Genomic DNA, 14591 nt, shown 5'->3' on the forward strand with positions numbered 1-14591 from the left:
AACCACTAGGGGAGGAGGCGTCGATGGCTGTCGACGTGACGTGGCTGGGGCACTCGACGGTGACGGTCGACGTGCGGACCCCGCGGGGCCCGCTGCGGGTGGTCACCGACCCGGTCCTGCGCCCGGGCCTGGCCCACCTCCGTCGCCGTCCCCGCACGCCGGCACCGGCGGCGTCGGCGGGGTGCGACCTCGCGCTCGTCTCCCACCTGCACCACGACCACCTCGACCTGCCGTCGCTGCGGCGACTGCGGCCGGCCGTCCTCGTCACCCCGCCCGGGTCCTCGGACTGGGTGCGCTGGCGCCTGCGCCGGTCCGCCACCCAGGTCGTCGAGGTCGGGGTCGGGCAGACCCGGGAGCTGCGCGTGCGCGACCAGCCGGTCGCCGTCACCGCGCTCCCGGCCCACCACGCCGGTCACCGCACGGGCAGCGGGGTCAGCCGCGCCCCGCTCGACGCCGTCGCCGTCGAGCACCTCGTCCGGGTGCCCGGGGCGTTCCCCGCCCGCGAGCCGGACGACCTGCTGCTGTGGGCGATCGGCGACACCGGCGAGTTCGAGGGGTCCGACGAGGTCCTCGGTGCGGGTGGGCGCGCGCCCGACCTCGCGCTCGTGCCCGTGGGGGGATGGGGACACACCCTGGGCCCCCACCACCTCGACCCGCGGCAGGCGGCCGAGCTGGTCGCCCGGACGCGGCCGGCGCACAGCCTGCCCGTGCACTGGGGGACCCTGCACCCGATCGCCCTGGGCCGGACCATGGGGGACCGCTTCACCGCGCCCGGTCCCGCCTTCGTCGCCCACACCCGCCGCCTGGGCGTCCCGGGTGCCCTGGACGTCGGGATCGGGGGTCGTCTGCGCCTCGACGACGCCGGGGAGCGCCTGCCGTAGGGTGCCGCTGTGGAACGTTCCCTGCCGCAGCTGCCCGGTGTCGTCGTCTTCGACGTGGGCGGGGTCCTGTCCGCGCAGGAGGGCGGGGTCCCCGAGGTCGCGGCGGCGCTGGGCGTCGCTGCGGACGTCCTCGGCCCGGCCTACTGGCGCCACCGCGACGGGTACGACCGCGGCGACGACGCGCGCACGTACTGGACCGCGGTCCTGACCGACCTCGGGCTGACGGCCTCCGACGTCGAGGCGCGGATCGAGGCGGTCGACGCCGTCGACGCGGCCCGCTGGGGGGCCCCGACGGCGGCCTCGGCCGAGCTCCTGGCCGCCGTCTGCGCCAGCGGCACCCGCACCGGGATCCTGTCCAACGCCCCGCAGTCCCTGGCCGGCGTCGTGCGCGCGGCCGTGTGGAGCCGCCCGCTGGAGCACCTCGTCTTCAGCTGCGACCTGCGGGCCGCCAAACCCGAACCCGCCGCCTACGCCGCCGTCGAGGCGGCCTTCGGCGTCCCGGGGACGGACGTCGTGTTCCTCGACGACCGCCCGGTCAACGTCGAGGCGGCCCGGGAGCGGGGCTGGCGCGCCCACCTGTGGACCGGTGCCGACGACGCCTGGGAGGCGCTGCGCGCGGAGGTGGAACGGGGGTGAGCGCTGCCGTCCCGACCATCCTCGACGTCGCCGCCCGCGCGGGGGTCTCGAAGTCGGTGGTCTCCCGCGTCCTCACCGGGGCCCCCGGGGTCGCGACCGCCACCCGCGAACGGGTCCAGGCCGCCGCCACCGAACTCGGCTACGTCGCCAACGCCATGGCGCAGGGCATGGTGGCCCGCCGCACCCACACGCTCGGGGCCTTCGTCCGCGACGCGGCGACGCCCTTCTACGGCCACCTGCTGACGGCCCTGCAGGAGAGGGCGTCCGCGGTCGGCTACCGGATCGTGACGGCCACGGGCTCCGGGTCCTTCCCTGTGAGCGAGGAGCGGCGGGCGCTGGAGACCCTCGTCTCGCTGCGGGTCGAGGGCCTGCTCGTGTGCAGCGGCGCCCTGCCCGTCGAGGACGTCCTGCCGCTGGCCGCCCGGGTGCCGACCGTGGTGGCGGGCCGGCCCGAACGCAGTCCGGCGCTGTCGAGCGTCTACTGCGACGAACACGGGGGTGGCCGGGCGCTCGCCGAGCACGTCCACGCCCTCGGTCACCGGCGGGTCGTCGTCCTCACGCTGGAGCCGACCACCTCGCTGACGTTGTCCCCGCGCAGCCACGCCATGGCCGCCCGGCTGCGCGAGCTCGGTGTGCACGTGACGCAGCTGCGCGCCGAGGACCACCGCGACGCCCGTCTCGTCGGCGTGGGCGAGGTCGTCGAGTCGGCCCTGGCCGAGCGCGCCACCTGCCTCATGACCGCCAGCGACCGCTACGCCGTCGCCGCGCTCGAAGCGCTGCAGGAGCGGGGGTTGACTGCGCCGGAGGACCTGTCCGTCACGGGGTACGACGGCATCGGCGACGTGGCCGGCTCCCTGCTCGGGCTGACCTCCTGGCGCCAGCCGCTCGACGTCGTGGGGGCGCTCGCGGTCGACGAGCTCACCACGGCCATCGACGCGCGCGCCGCCGGCGCCGAGGTGGTGACCCGGCACCGCGCCGTCGACGGCTCGCTCCTCGTGGGCAGGACGGCCGGCCGGCCCTGACGCCGCTTCACCCGACGTTCATCTCGGGAACGTTCCCTTGACCACGCGGGACGTGACAAGGTCGGTCTCATGACAGGGAACGTTCCCCAGCGCCAGAGCCCACTCGGTCCCGAACGACCCCGCGAGGCGGGGGACCCGTTCCGCTACGGCGTGTACCTGCGCCCCGACCCGGCGACGTGCCTGGCGGTCACGACCGTCACGGCGCAGGTGCGGGCGCAGTACGGGTTCGTCTCGGCGGGCGCCTTCCCGCCGCACGCCACGCTCGTCGGCAGCCAGCACGTCGGGCGGGACGAGGCCGCGCTGGAGAGAGCGCTCGACGAGGCGCTGCGGGACCGGCCGGGGTTCGCGGTCCACAACGCCGGGGTGCGGCCGCTGGGGATCGGGTACGTCTACGACGTCCACCACCGTCAGGACGGGTCCGTGAACGCCGACCTGCTGGACCTGGCGAGCGCCGTCGACGCGGCGGTCGCGCCGCTGCGGGTTCCGATGGCGAACCCCAAGGAGAACGTCTTCGACCCCGCGTCCTTCAACGCCCACCTCTCGCTCGTCTCGCACGACCTGTACGAACGCCCCGACCTCGCAGCGGAGGTCGGGGCGTACGTGGGGGAACTGCCGGTGTCGTTCAGCCGGGAGTTCCGCGGCGACACGGTCACGCTCTACCGGACGACCAGCGAGGACTGGACGGGCCGGTGGTGGCGCACCCTGCAGTGGGAGCACCTGCGCACGTGGCGCCTGGGGTGAGGGCGGGTCGGGGGGGTCAGAAGAACGTCGGCTGCCGCGGCACGTAGTGCTCCTCCAGCGCCGCGACCTCCTCGTCGGTCAGTTCGACGTCCAGGGCCGCGACGGCGTCGCGCAGGTGGTGCGTCTTCGTCGCCCCGACGATGGGGGCGTCGACGACGGGGTTGCGCAGCACCCACGCCAGGGCGACCTGCGCCATCGGGACGCCCCGCTCGCCCGCGATCCGCTCGACCGCGTCGACGATGCCCTTGTCGCTGTCGAGGCGGACGGGGTTGCCCTTGGGGTCTGCCGTCGGTTCGTCCCCGGCGCGGGCCGTGCTCTGCTCGTTCCAGGGGCGGGCCATCTTCCCCGCCTGCAACGGTCCCCACGGGATCGAGCCGACGCCCTGGTCCGCGAGGAGCGGGAACATCTCCCGCTCCTCCTCGCGCTGGCCGAGGCTGTACTGGTTCTGCATCGACACGAAGCGCGCCCACCCGCCGAGGTCGGCCGCGCTCTGCAGCTTCGCGAACTGCCAGGCCCACATGCTGGAGGCGCCGAGGTAGCGGACCTTGCCCGCCTTCACGACGTCGTGCAGGGCCTCCATCGTCTCCTCGACCGGGGTGGTGGGGTCGAAGCGGTGGATCTGGTAGAGGTCGATCCAGTCGGTCCCCAGCCGCTCCAGCGACGCGTCCACCTGCTCCAGGATCGCGCGCCGCGAGAGACCGGACTGCCCGGGGCCGGGTCCCATCTCGCCGAACACCTTCGTCGCCAGGACGACGTCCTCGCGGCGGGTGTACTTCCTGATCGCCTCACCGGTGACGCGCTCGGAACTGCCGCGGCCGTACACGTTGGCGGTGTCCCAGAACGTGATGCCCAGGTCGACGGCTTCACGGAAGACCGGCTCGGCCGCCTCGGCGTCCAGGGTCCACGTCTGCTGTTCGTTGCCGTCGCCGAAGCTCATGCAGCCGAGGACGATCCGGCTGACGGTCAGACCGGTCGAGCCCAGGTGGGTGTGGTGCACGGGATCTCCTCGCGGTGGTGGGTGGGCCCGCCGCCCCGCGGCGGGGGCGGCGGGCCGGGTGGTGCGGGGTGGGTCAGGGGACCGTGTAGCCGGCGGCGCGGAACAGCTCGTACCACTCCGCGCGGGTCAGGGGCAGGTCGGACCCCTGGGCCGCGGCCCGCACCCGGTCGGGGTTCGTCGTGCCGAGCACGACCTGGATGTTCGCCGGGTGCCGCGTGATCCACGCCGTGGCGATCGCCAGCTTCGGGACGTCGTACTGGCCCGCGAGGCGGTCGAGCACGACGTTCAGCTCGGGGTACCGGTCGTCGTCGAGGAACACCCCGTCGAAGAACCCGGCCTGGAACGGCGACCACGCCTGGACGGTGATGTCGTTCAGGCGGCAGTAGTCGAGCGTCCCGTAGTCGCGGGAGATCGACTGGTCGAGTCCCTGCATGTTCGACGCCACACCCTGCGCGATGAGCGGGGCGTGGGTGATCGACAGCTGGAGCTGGTTGGCCACGAGCGGCTGCCGGACGTGCTTGCGCAGCAGGTCCAGCTGGCCCGGGGTCTGGTTCGAGACCCCGAAGTGCCGGACCTTGCCGGCGGCGTGCAGCTCGTCGAAGGCCTTCGCGACCTCCTCGGGTTCCACGAGCGCGTCGGGCCGGTGCAGGAGCAGGACGTCGATGTAGTCGGTGCCCAGGGCCTGCAGGGAACCGGCGACGGAGGCGACGATGTGCTCGTAGGAGAAGTCGAAGTACGGACCGTCCGGGACGATCCCGGCCTTCGTCTGGATGACCGTCTGCTCGCGCTCGGAGGAGCTGAGCTGCACGGCCTGGGCGAACCGCTCCTCGCACTTGTGCTTGGACCCGCCGTAGACGTCGGCGTGGTCGAGCATCGTGATGCCCACCTCGCGGCCCGTGGCCACGAGGGTGCGGATGTCCTCGTCGGACATCTCCGCGATGCGCATGAGCCCGAGGACGACGTTGGGCACCTGCAGGTCGGACGTGCCGAGGGCGAAGGTCTTCACGCGGCGTCTCCGGAGGTGGCGGCGGACAGGCGGGCGATCTCGTCGGCGGACAGTTCCAGGTCCGCGGCGGCGAGGGAGTCGGTGATGCTGGCCGGACGGGAGGACCCCGGGATGGGCAGCACGACGTCGGCGAGCGCGAGTTCCCACGCGAGGGTCACCTGCTGCGGGCTCACCCCGTGGGCCTGCGCGACCTCGGCGAACACCGCGTGCCGGCTGCCCAGCTCGGCGGCGTTGGAGATCCCACCCAGCGGCGACCACGGCAGGAACGAGATGCCCTTCGCGGCGCAGTGCTCGAGTTCGCCCAGGCTGCTGCGGAAGGCGGGGGAGAACTGGTTCTGCACCGAGACGAGCCGACCCCCGAGGATGCGGTCCGCCTCCTCGATCTGGTCGACGTCGGCGTTGGAGATGCCGGCGCGCACGATGACGCCCTCGTCGAGGAGTTCGGCCAGCGCACCGACGGAGTCGGCGTACGGGACGTCCGGGTCGGGGCGGTGGAACTGGTAGAGGCCGATGGCCTCCACGCCGAGGCGGCGGGCCGAGGCGCGCGCGGCGTCCTTGAGGTAGGCGGGATCGCCGTTCTTCGTCCACGAGCCGTCACCGGGGCGCAGGTGGCCGCCCTTGGTGGCGACGACGACGTCGTCGGTGGAGGAGCCGTACTCGCGCAGGGCGCGGGCGATGAGCTCCTCGTTGTGGCCGACCTCGTCCGCGTCGCGGTGGTAGGCGTCGGCCGTGTCGATGAGGGTGACGCCCGCGTCGAGGGCGGCGTGCACGGTGGCGATGGCGCGGTCGGTGTCGGGCCGCCCCTCGATGCTCAGCGGCATGGCGCCGAGGCCGATGGCGGAAACCTGTCGGGTGGTGGGGGCGCCCGGGCGCCCGAGGCTGCGCTGCTTCACGCGGCGAGCCTAGGAACCGCGCTGTCAGAAGTCCAACAACTGGGAGTCATCGGATCCATGAGTAGCATTTCTGCCATGGACCTCCGGCAGATGCAGTACGTCGTGGCGCTGGCCGACGAGCGGCAGTTCACCCGCGCCGCGGCCCTCAGCGGTGTCTCGCAGTCTGGGCTCTCCGCGGCGATCCGCACCCTGGAGGACGAGCTGGGCACCGCGCTGTTCGACCGCACCCCGCGCCTGGTGCAGCCCACGGACGCGGGCCTGGCCCTGCTGCCGTTCGCGCGGAGCATGCTCGCGCAGGCCACGGCCGCCCGCGACGCCGTCGTCCAGGCCACCCGGCGGCTGTCCGGCACGCTGCGGGTGGGGGCCGAGCAGTGCCTCGGCGTCGTCGACGTCTCGACGCTGCTGGAGCGGTTCCACCGCCGGTTCCCGCAGGTCGAGGTGCACTTCGAGCAGGCGGGCTCGCACGACCTCGTCGGCCGCGTGCGCGACGGTGAGCTCGACCTCGCCTTCGTCGCCACCACCGAGCACCTCGGTTCGCTCGCGGCGACGGAGCTCGGCCGCGAACCCCTCGTCCTGCTCGTGCGGCCGGACCACCCGCTGGCCGGTCGCGCCACCGTCGACTGGTCGGACCTGCCCGCCTCGCCGTTCATCGACTTCGTGCCCTCGTGGGGTGTGCGGCCGCTGACCGATGCGGCCTGCGCCGCCCGCGGGGTGCACCGCCGCGTCCGGTTCTCGGTGGGCGACGTGCACGCCCTGCTCGACCTCGTGAACCGGGGCCTCGGGACCGCCGTCGTCCCGCGGCACGTGGCCGCCAAACCCGAGGCGGCCGGGCTGGCCGTGCTCGCGATGCCGGCCGACGCCCCGGAGTGGGTCGTCTCGGTCGTCACGTCGGCCGGGAGTTCCCCCGCCCCGCACCTGCTGGAACTGCTGGAACTGGACCCGCCGGGTCAGCCGGGTCAGCCGGGCAGCGTCGAGACGGCGAACGTGCGCCGGAACGGGAACGGCGTGCCGTAGTCGCGCGCCGGGTAGGCCTCCCGCAGCAGCGCGGCGTACTCGCGCTCGAACTCCGCCGCGCTCGCCCCGTCCAGCGCCTGCAGCACGGGGCGCAACCCCGTACCGCGCACCCACTCCAGCACGGGGTCCGCACCCTGCAGCACGTGCACGTACTCGGTCTGCCACACGCCGGCGACCAGTCCCGCACCCGCGAGCAGGTCGAGGTACTCACCGGGTGCGGCGACCGACTCGGTCCCGCGCAGGACACCGGCGAGGCGTTGCCGCCACGGCGGGGAGGCAGCCAGTTCCCGCATGAGGACGTGCGACGGTGCGCCGAAGTTCGCCGGCACCTGGAACGCCAACCAGGCGCCGGGGGAGAGCTGGGACGCCCAGCGGCGGAGCAGGTCCCGGTGCGTCGGCACCCACTGCAGGACGGCGTTCGACACCACGACGTCGACGCCGGTCGCGTCGAACTCCTCGGCAGCCGCGACGGAGAACTCCACGCCGGCCCCTGCGGGGGCGGCCGCGACCATCTCGGGGGAGGAGTCCACCCCGTGGACCCGGGCGTCCGGCCACCGCCGGGCGAGCTCGACGGTGAGGTTGCCCGGACCGCAGCCGACGTCGACGACGGTGCGCGGCGCGGTCGCCCCGACGTGGGCCAGCAGGTCGTGGAAGGGGCGGGACCGGGGGGAGGAGAACCGGGCGTACTGCGCCGGGTCCCAGGTGGGCGACGTCACGGCCGCACCCTACGAGGCGAGCCTGGGAACGTCCGGTCGAGCGCCGGGCGCTTCGGGTCGAACGTCCACCCCGGCACGAGGAACTGCATGGCCGCCGCGTCGTCCCGGGCGCCCAGGCCGTGGGTCCGGTACAGCTCGTGGGCCTGCGCGAGGCGCTCCTCGTCGAGGGCGACGCCGAGGCCGGGCGTGGTCGGGACGTCGAGGAACCCGTCGCGGATCCGCAGGGGTTCGCGGGTGAGGCGCTGGCCGTCCTGCCAGATCCAGTGGGTGTCGATCGCGGTGACGTCCCCCGGGGCGGCCGCGGCGACGTGCGTCATCATCGCCAGGGAGACGTCGAAGTGGTTGTTGGAGTGCGACCCCCACGTCAGCCCCCACGCCTCGCACAGCTGCGCGACGCGCACCGATCCGGCCATCGTCCAGAAGTGCGGGTCGGCCAGGGGGATGTCGACGGCGTGCGCCTGCACCGCGTGGGCGAGCTGGCGCCAGTCGGTGGCGACCATGTTCGTCGCGGTCGGCAGTCCCGTAGCGCGCCGGAACTCGGCCATCGTCTCGCGACCGGAGAAGCCGCCCTCGGCGCCGCACGGGTCCTCCGCGTACGCGAGGACGCCGCGCAGCCGCCGGCCCAGGGTGACGGCCTCGGCCAACGACCACGCGCCGTTGGGGTCCAGGGTGATCCGCGCGTCCGGGAACCGGCGGGCCAGGGCGGTGACGACCTCGGCCTCCTGCTCCCCGGGCAGAACCCCGCCCTTGAGCTTGAAGTCCGCGAACCCGTACCGGGCGTGGGCGGCCTCGGCGAGCGCGACGACGGCGCCGGCGTCCAGGGCGGGTTCGTCCCGGAGCCGTTCCCAGTCGTCCCGGGGGTGGGGCGCGCTGCGGTAGGGCAGGTCCGCGGCCTGCCGGTCACCGACGAAGAACAGGTACCCCAGGGCCCGGACCCGGTCGCGCTGCCGGCCCTCGCCGAGCAGGTCGGCCACCGGGAGGCCGAGGAACTTCCCGTGCAGGTCGAGCAGCGCCGACTCCAGGGCGGTGACGACGTGGACGGTGGTGCGCAGGTCGAACGTCTGCAGTCCCCGGCCGGCGACGTCCCGCCCGGCGAACTCCTGCCCGACCTCGCGCAGGAGGTTGCGGTGGTCGGCGACGAGCCTGCCGCGCAGCAGGTCCGCGGACGCTGCGAGCGTCGCGCGGATGGCCTCCCCGCCGGGCACTTCGCCGACGCCGGTGCGGCCCTGCGTGTCGGTGAGCACGACGACGTTGCGGGTGAAGAACGGCGCGTGCGCCCCGGAGAGGTTGAGCAGCATCGAGTCGTGGCCGGCCACCGGGACGACGCGCAGGTCGGCGACGCGGGGGGCCACGCTGGCGGTCACCGCTCAGAGCACCTTCTGCACGAGGGGGGTCAGCTCGGTGAGTTCGGCCTCGGTGAGGTCGGTGAGCGGTGGCCGGACCGCCCCGGCGCTGCGGCCCGCGGCCGTCATCCCGGCCTTGACGATCGAGACGGCGTACCCCGCGCTGCGGTCGCGGATCTGCAGGTAGGGCAGGACGAACTCGGCCAGGCGAGCCTGCACCGCGGCGCGGTCCCCGGCGCGGACCCGGTCGTAGAACTCCCGGGCCCAGCGCGGCGCGAAGTTGAAGATGGCGCTGGAGTACGTCGTGGCCCCGAGGTCGAGGTAGGGCAGGGCGTACGTCTCCGCGGTCGGCAGGCCCCCGACGAGCAGCAAGCGCTCGCCGTGCCGGGCGTTGAGCGTGGCGAGCAGGTCGATGTCGCAGATCCCGTCCTTGAACCCGACGAAGTTGTCGAACTCCGCGACGAGCCGGTCGACGGTGGCAGCGGTGAACCGGGCGTTCGCCCGGTGGTAGACGACGACCCCGAGCCGTGTCGCCCGGCAGACGGCGGCGACGTGCCGGTACAGGCCCTCCTGCGTCAGTTCGTTGAGGTAGGGCGGCAGCACGAACACGCCGTCGGCCCCGGCCGCCTCGACCTCGCGGGCCATCGCCACGGCCGTCGACGTCCCGTACCCGACGGGCCCGACGACGGGGCTGCGCCCGGCGTTCGCCTCGACCGTGGCGCGGACGACGGTGGACACCTCGGCCTGGGTGAGGGCGGGGAACTCCCCGGTCCCGCCCGCGGCGAACAACCCGCTCGCGCCGAACCCCGACAGGTGGGCGACGTGCTCGCGGTAGCCGTCCTCGTCCAAGGACAGGTCGGCGTGCGTGTGCGTCACCGGGAAGGACAGCAGACCCGCGCCGAGGGTGCGGCGCAGGTCGTCGGGGGAGACGGCGCTGGGACGGGACACGGGTGCTCCAGGGGTCGGCGGAGCACCCAGACTACCGGAGCTCTCCGTCGGTGGACAGTGTCCAAGCATGTGGACAGGTGGTCAGTGGCACACCCGCGTGACGAACTCCACGAGTTCACGCTCGAACTCCGCGCGTGTCGGGGGCTCGTTGTGCACCTCGTGCCGGACGCCCGGGAACACCCGGGTCCGGACGTCGGGGTGCCCGCTGCGGTGCAAGCGGTTCGCCACGTGGTACGCGCCCTCGCCGTAGTTCGCGACGGGGTCCTGGTCCCCGGCGACGATCAGCACGGGGAGGTCCGCCGGCACCGCCGCGTACCAGTCGTCCCCGCTGACGCGGTCGTAGAGGTCGGCGAACCCCTGGAGGAACCGGCTGCTCAGCGGAGCCCCGAAGTTGTTGAGCGGGTCGCGGCCGTGGTCGGCCACGACGTCCTCGTCCAGGGCCACCCACGCCGTCGGCCCGGCGCCCTCGCCGAACCGCTCGAGGAACCCCGCGAAGAACTGGCCCACGAGTTCCGGCGGCGCCGGTTCCGCCGCCTGCTCGCCGTCGGCCAGCGCCCGCAGCGCGGGCCGGTCGATGCCGGACTCGAAACCCCGCATCTGGGCGACGACGCCGCCCAGGGCCAGGCCGCGCAGCCGCGCCGCCGGGTCGACCGCCATGCCCCGCGCGATGAGCGAACCCCAGCTGTGCCCGAAGACGACGTACGGCAGGTCCGCAGGGTCCGAGAGGAGGTCACGGGCGTGCCGCTGCAACGTCAGCTCGTCCTCGACGACCACGCGGGCGGCGTCCGGACCGGCGTCGGCCCAGGTGCCCTGCAGGACCGCGGTGCGGCCGTGACCGGCATGGTCGTCGGCGACGACGGCGAACCCGGCGTCGAGCAGGGTGGAGGTCAGGTGCAGGTACCGGCGCGAGTGCTCCCCGAGGCCGTGGACGACCTGCACGACGCCGCGGACCGCCCCCGGCGGCCGGTACAGCCAGCCCTGGACGGTGTCGCGGCCGTTGGCCGAACCGAACTCGATCTCGTGCAGGGCCATGCGGTCCGCCTCTCCTGGGCGCGCCGGGTCCTCGGTGACCTCGGGCTCGGCGCCGAACCTACACGCGGGTGCTCACCAGGAACCCCGGTGCGGTGCGAACCCGGGATCCACCGTCCGCATGTACGCCGTGTCGTCGCGGGACCGCAGGCCGCACCGCTCGTACTGCTCGTGCAGCCGGGCGAGCGCGTCCCGGTCCAGGTCCACGCCCAGTCCGGGCCCCGTGGGGACGCGGACGGCGCCACCGGAGAACTCCAGGACCCCGGGGACCACGACGTCCTCGTCGGCGGGCTTCCACGGCCAGTGCGTGTCGCACGCGTAGTCGAGGTTCGGTGTCGCGGCCGCGAGGTGGGTCATCGCGGCCAGGCTGATGCCGAGGTGGGAGTTGGAGTGCATCGACAGGCCCAGGCCGAACACCTCGCAGATCCGGCCGAGGTCCTGCGTCCGGCGCAGCCCACCCCAGTAGTGGTGGTCGGACAGGACGACCTGGACGGCGTCCTGCGCGACCGCGGGCGGGAGGTCCTCGAACGCGACGACGCACATGTTGGTGGCCAGCGGCATGCGGCCCTCGAGCCGGCGAGACACCTCCGCCATTCCCGGGATGCCCGGCGTGGGGTCCTCCAGGTACTCCAGCACGCCGTCGAGCTCCTCGGCGACGCGGACGGACGTGTCCGGTGTCCACGCCCCGTTCGGGTCCAGGCGCAGCGGGAGGTCGGGGAACTCCGCGCGCAGCGCGCGGACCGCCTCGACCTCCTCCTGGGGCGGGAACACCCCGCCCTTGAGCTTGACGGCCGTGAAACCGTGCTCGTCGACCATCCGCCGCACCTGGGCCACGATCTCGGCCGGGTCCAGCGCCGGACCCCAGCCGTCCTCGTCCCGCCCGGGATGGGCGCCCCACTTGTAGAACGCGTAGGCGCTGTAGGCGACCTCGTCGCGGACGGCCCCACCGAGCAGGTCGCTCACGGGGCGGCCGGTGAGCTTGCCCTGCGCGTCGAGGCAGGCGACCTCGAAGGGGCTCAGGACGCGGTCGGCGGCGTCCTGGACCACCTGTCCGAGCAGGTCGCCCGCGCGGGCCGGCATCCCGCCGAGGGAGGCGGCGACGGCACGGGCCACGGCGTGCAGGTCGAAGACGTCGGTCCCGATGAGGTGCGGGACCGCGCGGTGCAGCCGCTCCAGGTGGGCCGCGTCGCCGTAGCTCTCGCCGAGGCCTACGACGCCGTCGCCCGTGCGGACCTCCACGACGCTGCGCAACGCGAACGGCTCGTGGACGCCGACGTTGTTGAGCAGGGCGGGGTCGTGGAAGGCGACGGGGGTGATGGTCACGTCCAGGACCGGGCTCGTGGGGCGGGTGGGGGAGCTGGGCATGGCCGTCCTCCGGCGACGACGACGGGTGGGTGTGCAGCACTGTGGCACGCGTCCACATCCGCGGACAACCGGCCGCGGGGTGTCCCGCTCCTCGGCCCTGGAGTACGGTGAGCGCGTGGCTCGTCTGGGGAACCTCCTCCTTCGTCGCCGCGGCGGGGCCAGCTAGGCCGGTCTCCCCGTCGCGGGACCTCGTCGTGCGCGCCGGCCGCCACACCGCCCGCAATGAGGAGATGACGACGTGCAGAACACCCAGACGCCGAGCCCCATGCCGTTCCACAAGTACCAGCCGTTCCACGAGCAGATCACCGTCGACCTGCCGGACCGCACCTGGCCGACCAAGCGCATCACACAGGCCCCCCGCTGGTGCGCCGTGGACCTGCGCGACGGGAACCAGGCGCTCATCGACCCCATGAACTCCGAGCGCAAGCTGCGCATGTTCCAGCTCCTCGTCGCCATGGGCTACAAGGACATCGAGGTCGGGTTCCCGTCCGCCTCGCAGACCGACTTCGACTTCGTGCGGACGCTGGTCGAGAACGACCTCATCCCCGACGACGTCCGCATCCAGGTGCTGACGCAGGCGCGCGAGCACCTCATCGAGCGCACCTATGAGTCGCTGCGCGGCGCGAAGCAGGCGATCGTCCACCTCTACAACTCCACCTCGGTGCTGCAGCGGCGCGTCGTCTTCGGCTCCGACGAGGACGGCATCGTCGACCTGGCCCTGCAGGGCGCCCGCCTGTGCCGGAAGTTCGAGGAGACCATCCCCGAGACGACCGTCTACTACGAGTACTCCCCGGAGTCCTACACCGGCACCGAGCTGGAGTTCGCCGCGCGCATCTGCAACGCGGTCGTCGAGGTCTTCGAGCCGACGCCGGACCGCAAGGTCATCGTCAACCTGCCCGCCACCGTCGAGATGGCCACGCCCAACGTCTACGCCGACTCGATCGAGTGGATGTCGCGCCACCTGCACCACCGCGAGAACGTCATCCTGTCGCTGCACCCGCACAACGACCGCGGGACGGGCGTGGCCGCGGCCGAGCTCGGGTACCTGGCCGGCGCCGACCGCATCGAGGGCTGCCTGTTCGGCAACGGCGAGCGGACCGGGAACGTCGACCTCGTCACGCTGGGCATGAACCTGTTCAGCCAGGGCATCGACCCGCAGATCGACTTCTCCGACATCGACCACGTCCGCCGCACGGTCGAGCACTGCAACCAGCTGCCCGTCGGTGAACGCGTCCCCTATGGTGGCGACCTCGTCTTCACGGCCTTCTCCGGCTCCCACCAGGACGCCATCAAGAAGGGTCTGGAGGCGATGGAGCGCGACGCGGCCGCCGCCGGGAAGACCGTGGACGAGATCCCGTGGGCGGTGCCGTACCTGCCGATCGACCCCAAGGACGTCGGCCGCTCCTACGAGGCCGTCATCCGCGTGAACTCCCAGTCCGGCAAGGGCGGGGTGGCGTACCTGCTGAAGGCCGAGCACCAGCTGGACCTGCCGCGCCGCCTGCAGATCGAGTTCTCCCGGGTCATCCAGGAACGCACCGACGCCCAGGGCGGGGAGGTGTCCTCGCGGCAGATCTACGAGGTGTTCACCGACGAGTACCTGCCCTCGCCCACGGGCACGCCCGAGTGGGGCCGCTTCGCCCTGCGCGGCACCCGCTCGGTGAGCGTCGTCGACGGGGCGGACACCCTGGAGGTCGACCTCTGGGACGGCGGCACCGTGAGCACGGTGCAGGGCACCGGCAACGGGCCCATCGCCGCGTTCTGCGCCGCCCTGGGTGAGCAGGGCGTCGACGTCCGCGTCCTGGACTACGCCGAGCACGCGCTGTCGGCCGGTGGGGACGCGCGCGCCGCGGCCTACGTCGAGTGCGCCGTCGACGGCCGGGTCCTGTGGGGCGTGGGCGTCGACCACAACATCACGACGGCCTCGCTCAAGGCGATCGTCTCGGCGGTCAACCGCGCCCTGCGCTGACCCGCTGCACGCGTCCGCGCCGTCCGGGGTTCGA

General features: G+C 73.6%; 14 protein-coding genes. 6 read left to right on the forward strand and 8 right to left on the reverse strand.

Annotated elements, in window-relative coordinates; genetic code table 11:
• Positions 1 to 23 precede the first annotated feature (23 nt).
• The 4 genes from ACFEMC_RS06835 (at position 24) to ACFEMC_RS06850 (ending at position 3280) form a co-directional block, all read left to right on the forward strand.
• Positions 24 to 881 carry an MBL fold metallo-hydrolase gene (locus tag ACFEMC_RS06835; protein ID WP_380174829.1) on the forward strand — a complete coding sequence of 286 codons (858 nt, stop codon included), beginning with the start codon at positions 24 to 26 and terminating at the stop codon, positions 879 to 881.
• 9 nt (positions 882 to 890) lie between these two features.
• Complete coding sequence (locus ACFEMC_RS06840; RefSeq protein WP_380174831.1) at positions 891 to 1517, forward strand: HAD-IA family hydrolase; 627 nt, start codon at positions 891 to 893, stop codon at positions 1515 to 1517.
• Entirely contained in the window at positions 1514 to 2539 is a 1026-nt protein-coding gene (locus ACFEMC_RS06845) for a LacI family DNA-binding transcriptional regulator (protein ID WP_380174833.1), read from the forward strand. The genes ACFEMC_RS06840 and ACFEMC_RS06845 overlap by 4 nt, the downstream gene beginning before the upstream one ends.
• A 69-nt stretch (positions 2540 to 2608) precedes the next feature.
• Positions 2609 to 3280 (forward strand): heme utilization protein, encoded by a 672-nt coding sequence (locus tag ACFEMC_RS06850; RefSeq protein WP_380174835.1) that lies wholly within the window; start codon positions 2609 to 2611, stop codon positions 3278 to 3280.
• A gap of 16 nt (positions 3281 to 3296) precedes the next feature.
• Here the strand turns inward: ACFEMC_RS06850 and ACFEMC_RS06855 are convergent, their stop codons facing one another.
• The 3 genes from ACFEMC_RS06855 to ACFEMC_RS06865 all read right to left on the reverse strand — a co-directional run bounded on the left by ACFEMC_RS06855 (position 3297) and on the right by ACFEMC_RS06865 (position 6176).
• The gene (locus ACFEMC_RS06855) at positions 3297 to 4277 is read right to left on the reverse strand and encodes an aldo/keto reductase (RefSeq protein WP_380174837.1); all 981 of its coding nucleotides are present in this window, start codon (positions 4275 to 4277) and stop codon (positions 3297 to 3299) included.
• A 73-nt stretch (positions 4278 to 4350) separates the two neighbouring features.
• Positions 4351 to 5283 carry an aldo/keto reductase family oxidoreductase gene (locus ACFEMC_RS06860; protein WP_380174838.1) on the reverse strand — a complete coding sequence of 311 codons (933 nt, stop codon included), beginning with the start codon at positions 5281 to 5283 and terminating at the stop codon, positions 4351 to 4353.
• On the reverse strand, positions 5280 to 6176 hold the full coding sequence (locus ACFEMC_RS06865; RefSeq protein WP_380174840.1) for an aldo/keto reductase: 897 nt from the start codon (positions 6174 to 6176) through the stop codon (positions 5280 to 5282). The genes ACFEMC_RS06860 and ACFEMC_RS06865 overlap by 4 nt, the downstream gene beginning before the upstream one ends.
• Positions 6177 to 6251: 75 nt before the next feature.
• Between ACFEMC_RS06865 and ACFEMC_RS06870 the strand changes: the two genes are divergently transcribed.
• Positions 6252 to 7190 carry a LysR family transcriptional regulator gene (locus tag ACFEMC_RS06870; protein ID WP_380174841.1) on the forward strand — a complete coding sequence of 313 codons (939 nt, stop codon included), beginning with the start codon at positions 6252 to 6254 and terminating at the stop codon, positions 7188 to 7190.
• On the opposite strand, the gene ACFEMC_RS06875 is transcribed toward ACFEMC_RS06870, so the two are convergent.
• The 5 genes from ACFEMC_RS06875 to ACFEMC_RS06895 form a co-directional block, all read right to left on the reverse strand.
• Entirely contained in the window at positions 7133 to 7906 is a 774-nt protein-coding gene (locus tag ACFEMC_RS06875; RefSeq protein ID WP_380174843.1) for a trans-aconitate 2-methyltransferase, read from the reverse strand. The genes ACFEMC_RS06870 and ACFEMC_RS06875 overlap by 58 nt on opposite strands.
• Entirely contained in the window at positions 7903 to 9204 is a 1302-nt protein-coding gene (locus ACFEMC_RS06880; protein ID WP_380176640.1) for an enolase C-terminal domain-like protein, read from the reverse strand. Before ACFEMC_RS06880 ends, ACFEMC_RS06875 begins: the two co-directional genes overlap by 4 nt.
• A 69-nt stretch (positions 9205 to 9273) precedes the next feature.
• Positions 9274 to 10197 (reverse strand): 5-dehydro-4-deoxyglucarate dehydratase, encoded by a 924-nt coding sequence (locus ACFEMC_RS06885; RefSeq protein WP_380174845.1) that lies wholly within the window; start codon positions 10195 to 10197, stop codon positions 9274 to 9276.
• An 81-nt stretch (positions 10198 to 10278) separates the two neighbouring features.
• Entirely contained in the window at positions 10279 to 11229 is a 951-nt protein-coding gene (locus tag ACFEMC_RS06890) for an alpha/beta fold hydrolase (protein WP_380174847.1), read from the reverse strand.
• A 72-nt stretch (positions 11230 to 11301) separates the two neighbouring features.
• A complete protein-coding gene (locus ACFEMC_RS06895) occupies positions 11302 to 12591 on the reverse strand; it encodes a glucarate dehydratase family protein (protein ID WP_380174849.1) in 1290 nt (429 codons plus the stop codon).
• 238 nt (positions 12592 to 12829) lie between these two features.
• Between ACFEMC_RS06895 and leuA the strand changes: the two genes are divergently transcribed.
• On the forward strand, positions 12830 to 14557 hold the full coding sequence (gene leuA, locus ACFEMC_RS06900; RefSeq protein ID WP_380174851.1) for a 2-isopropylmalate synthase: 1728 nt from the start codon (positions 12830 to 12832) through the stop codon (positions 14555 to 14557).
• Positions 14558 to 14591 lie beyond the last annotated feature (34 nt).

The organism is Kineococcus sp. DHX-1 (assembly GCF_042473625.1).
Taxonomy (GTDB): Bacteria; Actinomycetota; Actinomycetes; order Actinomycetales; family Kineococcaceae; genus Kineococcus.

Excerpts from the sequence above, each read along its gene's own strand:
- ACFEMC_RS06835 (WP_380174829.1), top strand. The coding sequence starts at position 24 with ATGGCTGTCGACGTGACGTGGCTGGGGCACTCGACGGTGACGGTCGAC.
- ACFEMC_RS06850 (WP_380174835.1), top strand. The coding sequence starts at position 2,609 with ATGACAGGGAACGTTCCCCAGCGCCAGAGCCCACTCGGTCCCGAACGA.
- ACFEMC_RS06870 (WP_380174841.1), top strand. The coding sequence starts at position 6,252 with ATGGACCTCCGGCAGATGCAGTACGTCGTGGCGCTGGCCGACGAGCGG.
- ACFEMC_RS06880 (WP_380176640.1), bottom strand. The coding sequence starts at position 9,204 with ATGCTGCTCAACCTCTCCGGGGCGCACGCGCCGTTCTTCACCCGCAAC.
- ACFEMC_RS06890 (WP_380174847.1), bottom strand. The coding sequence starts at position 11,229 with ATGGCCCTGCACGAGATCGAGTTCGGTTCGGCCAACGGCCGCGACACC.
- ACFEMC_RS06895 (WP_380174849.1), bottom strand. The coding sequence starts at position 12,591 with ATGCCCAGCTCCCCCACCCGCCCCACGAGCCCGGTCCTGGACGTGACC.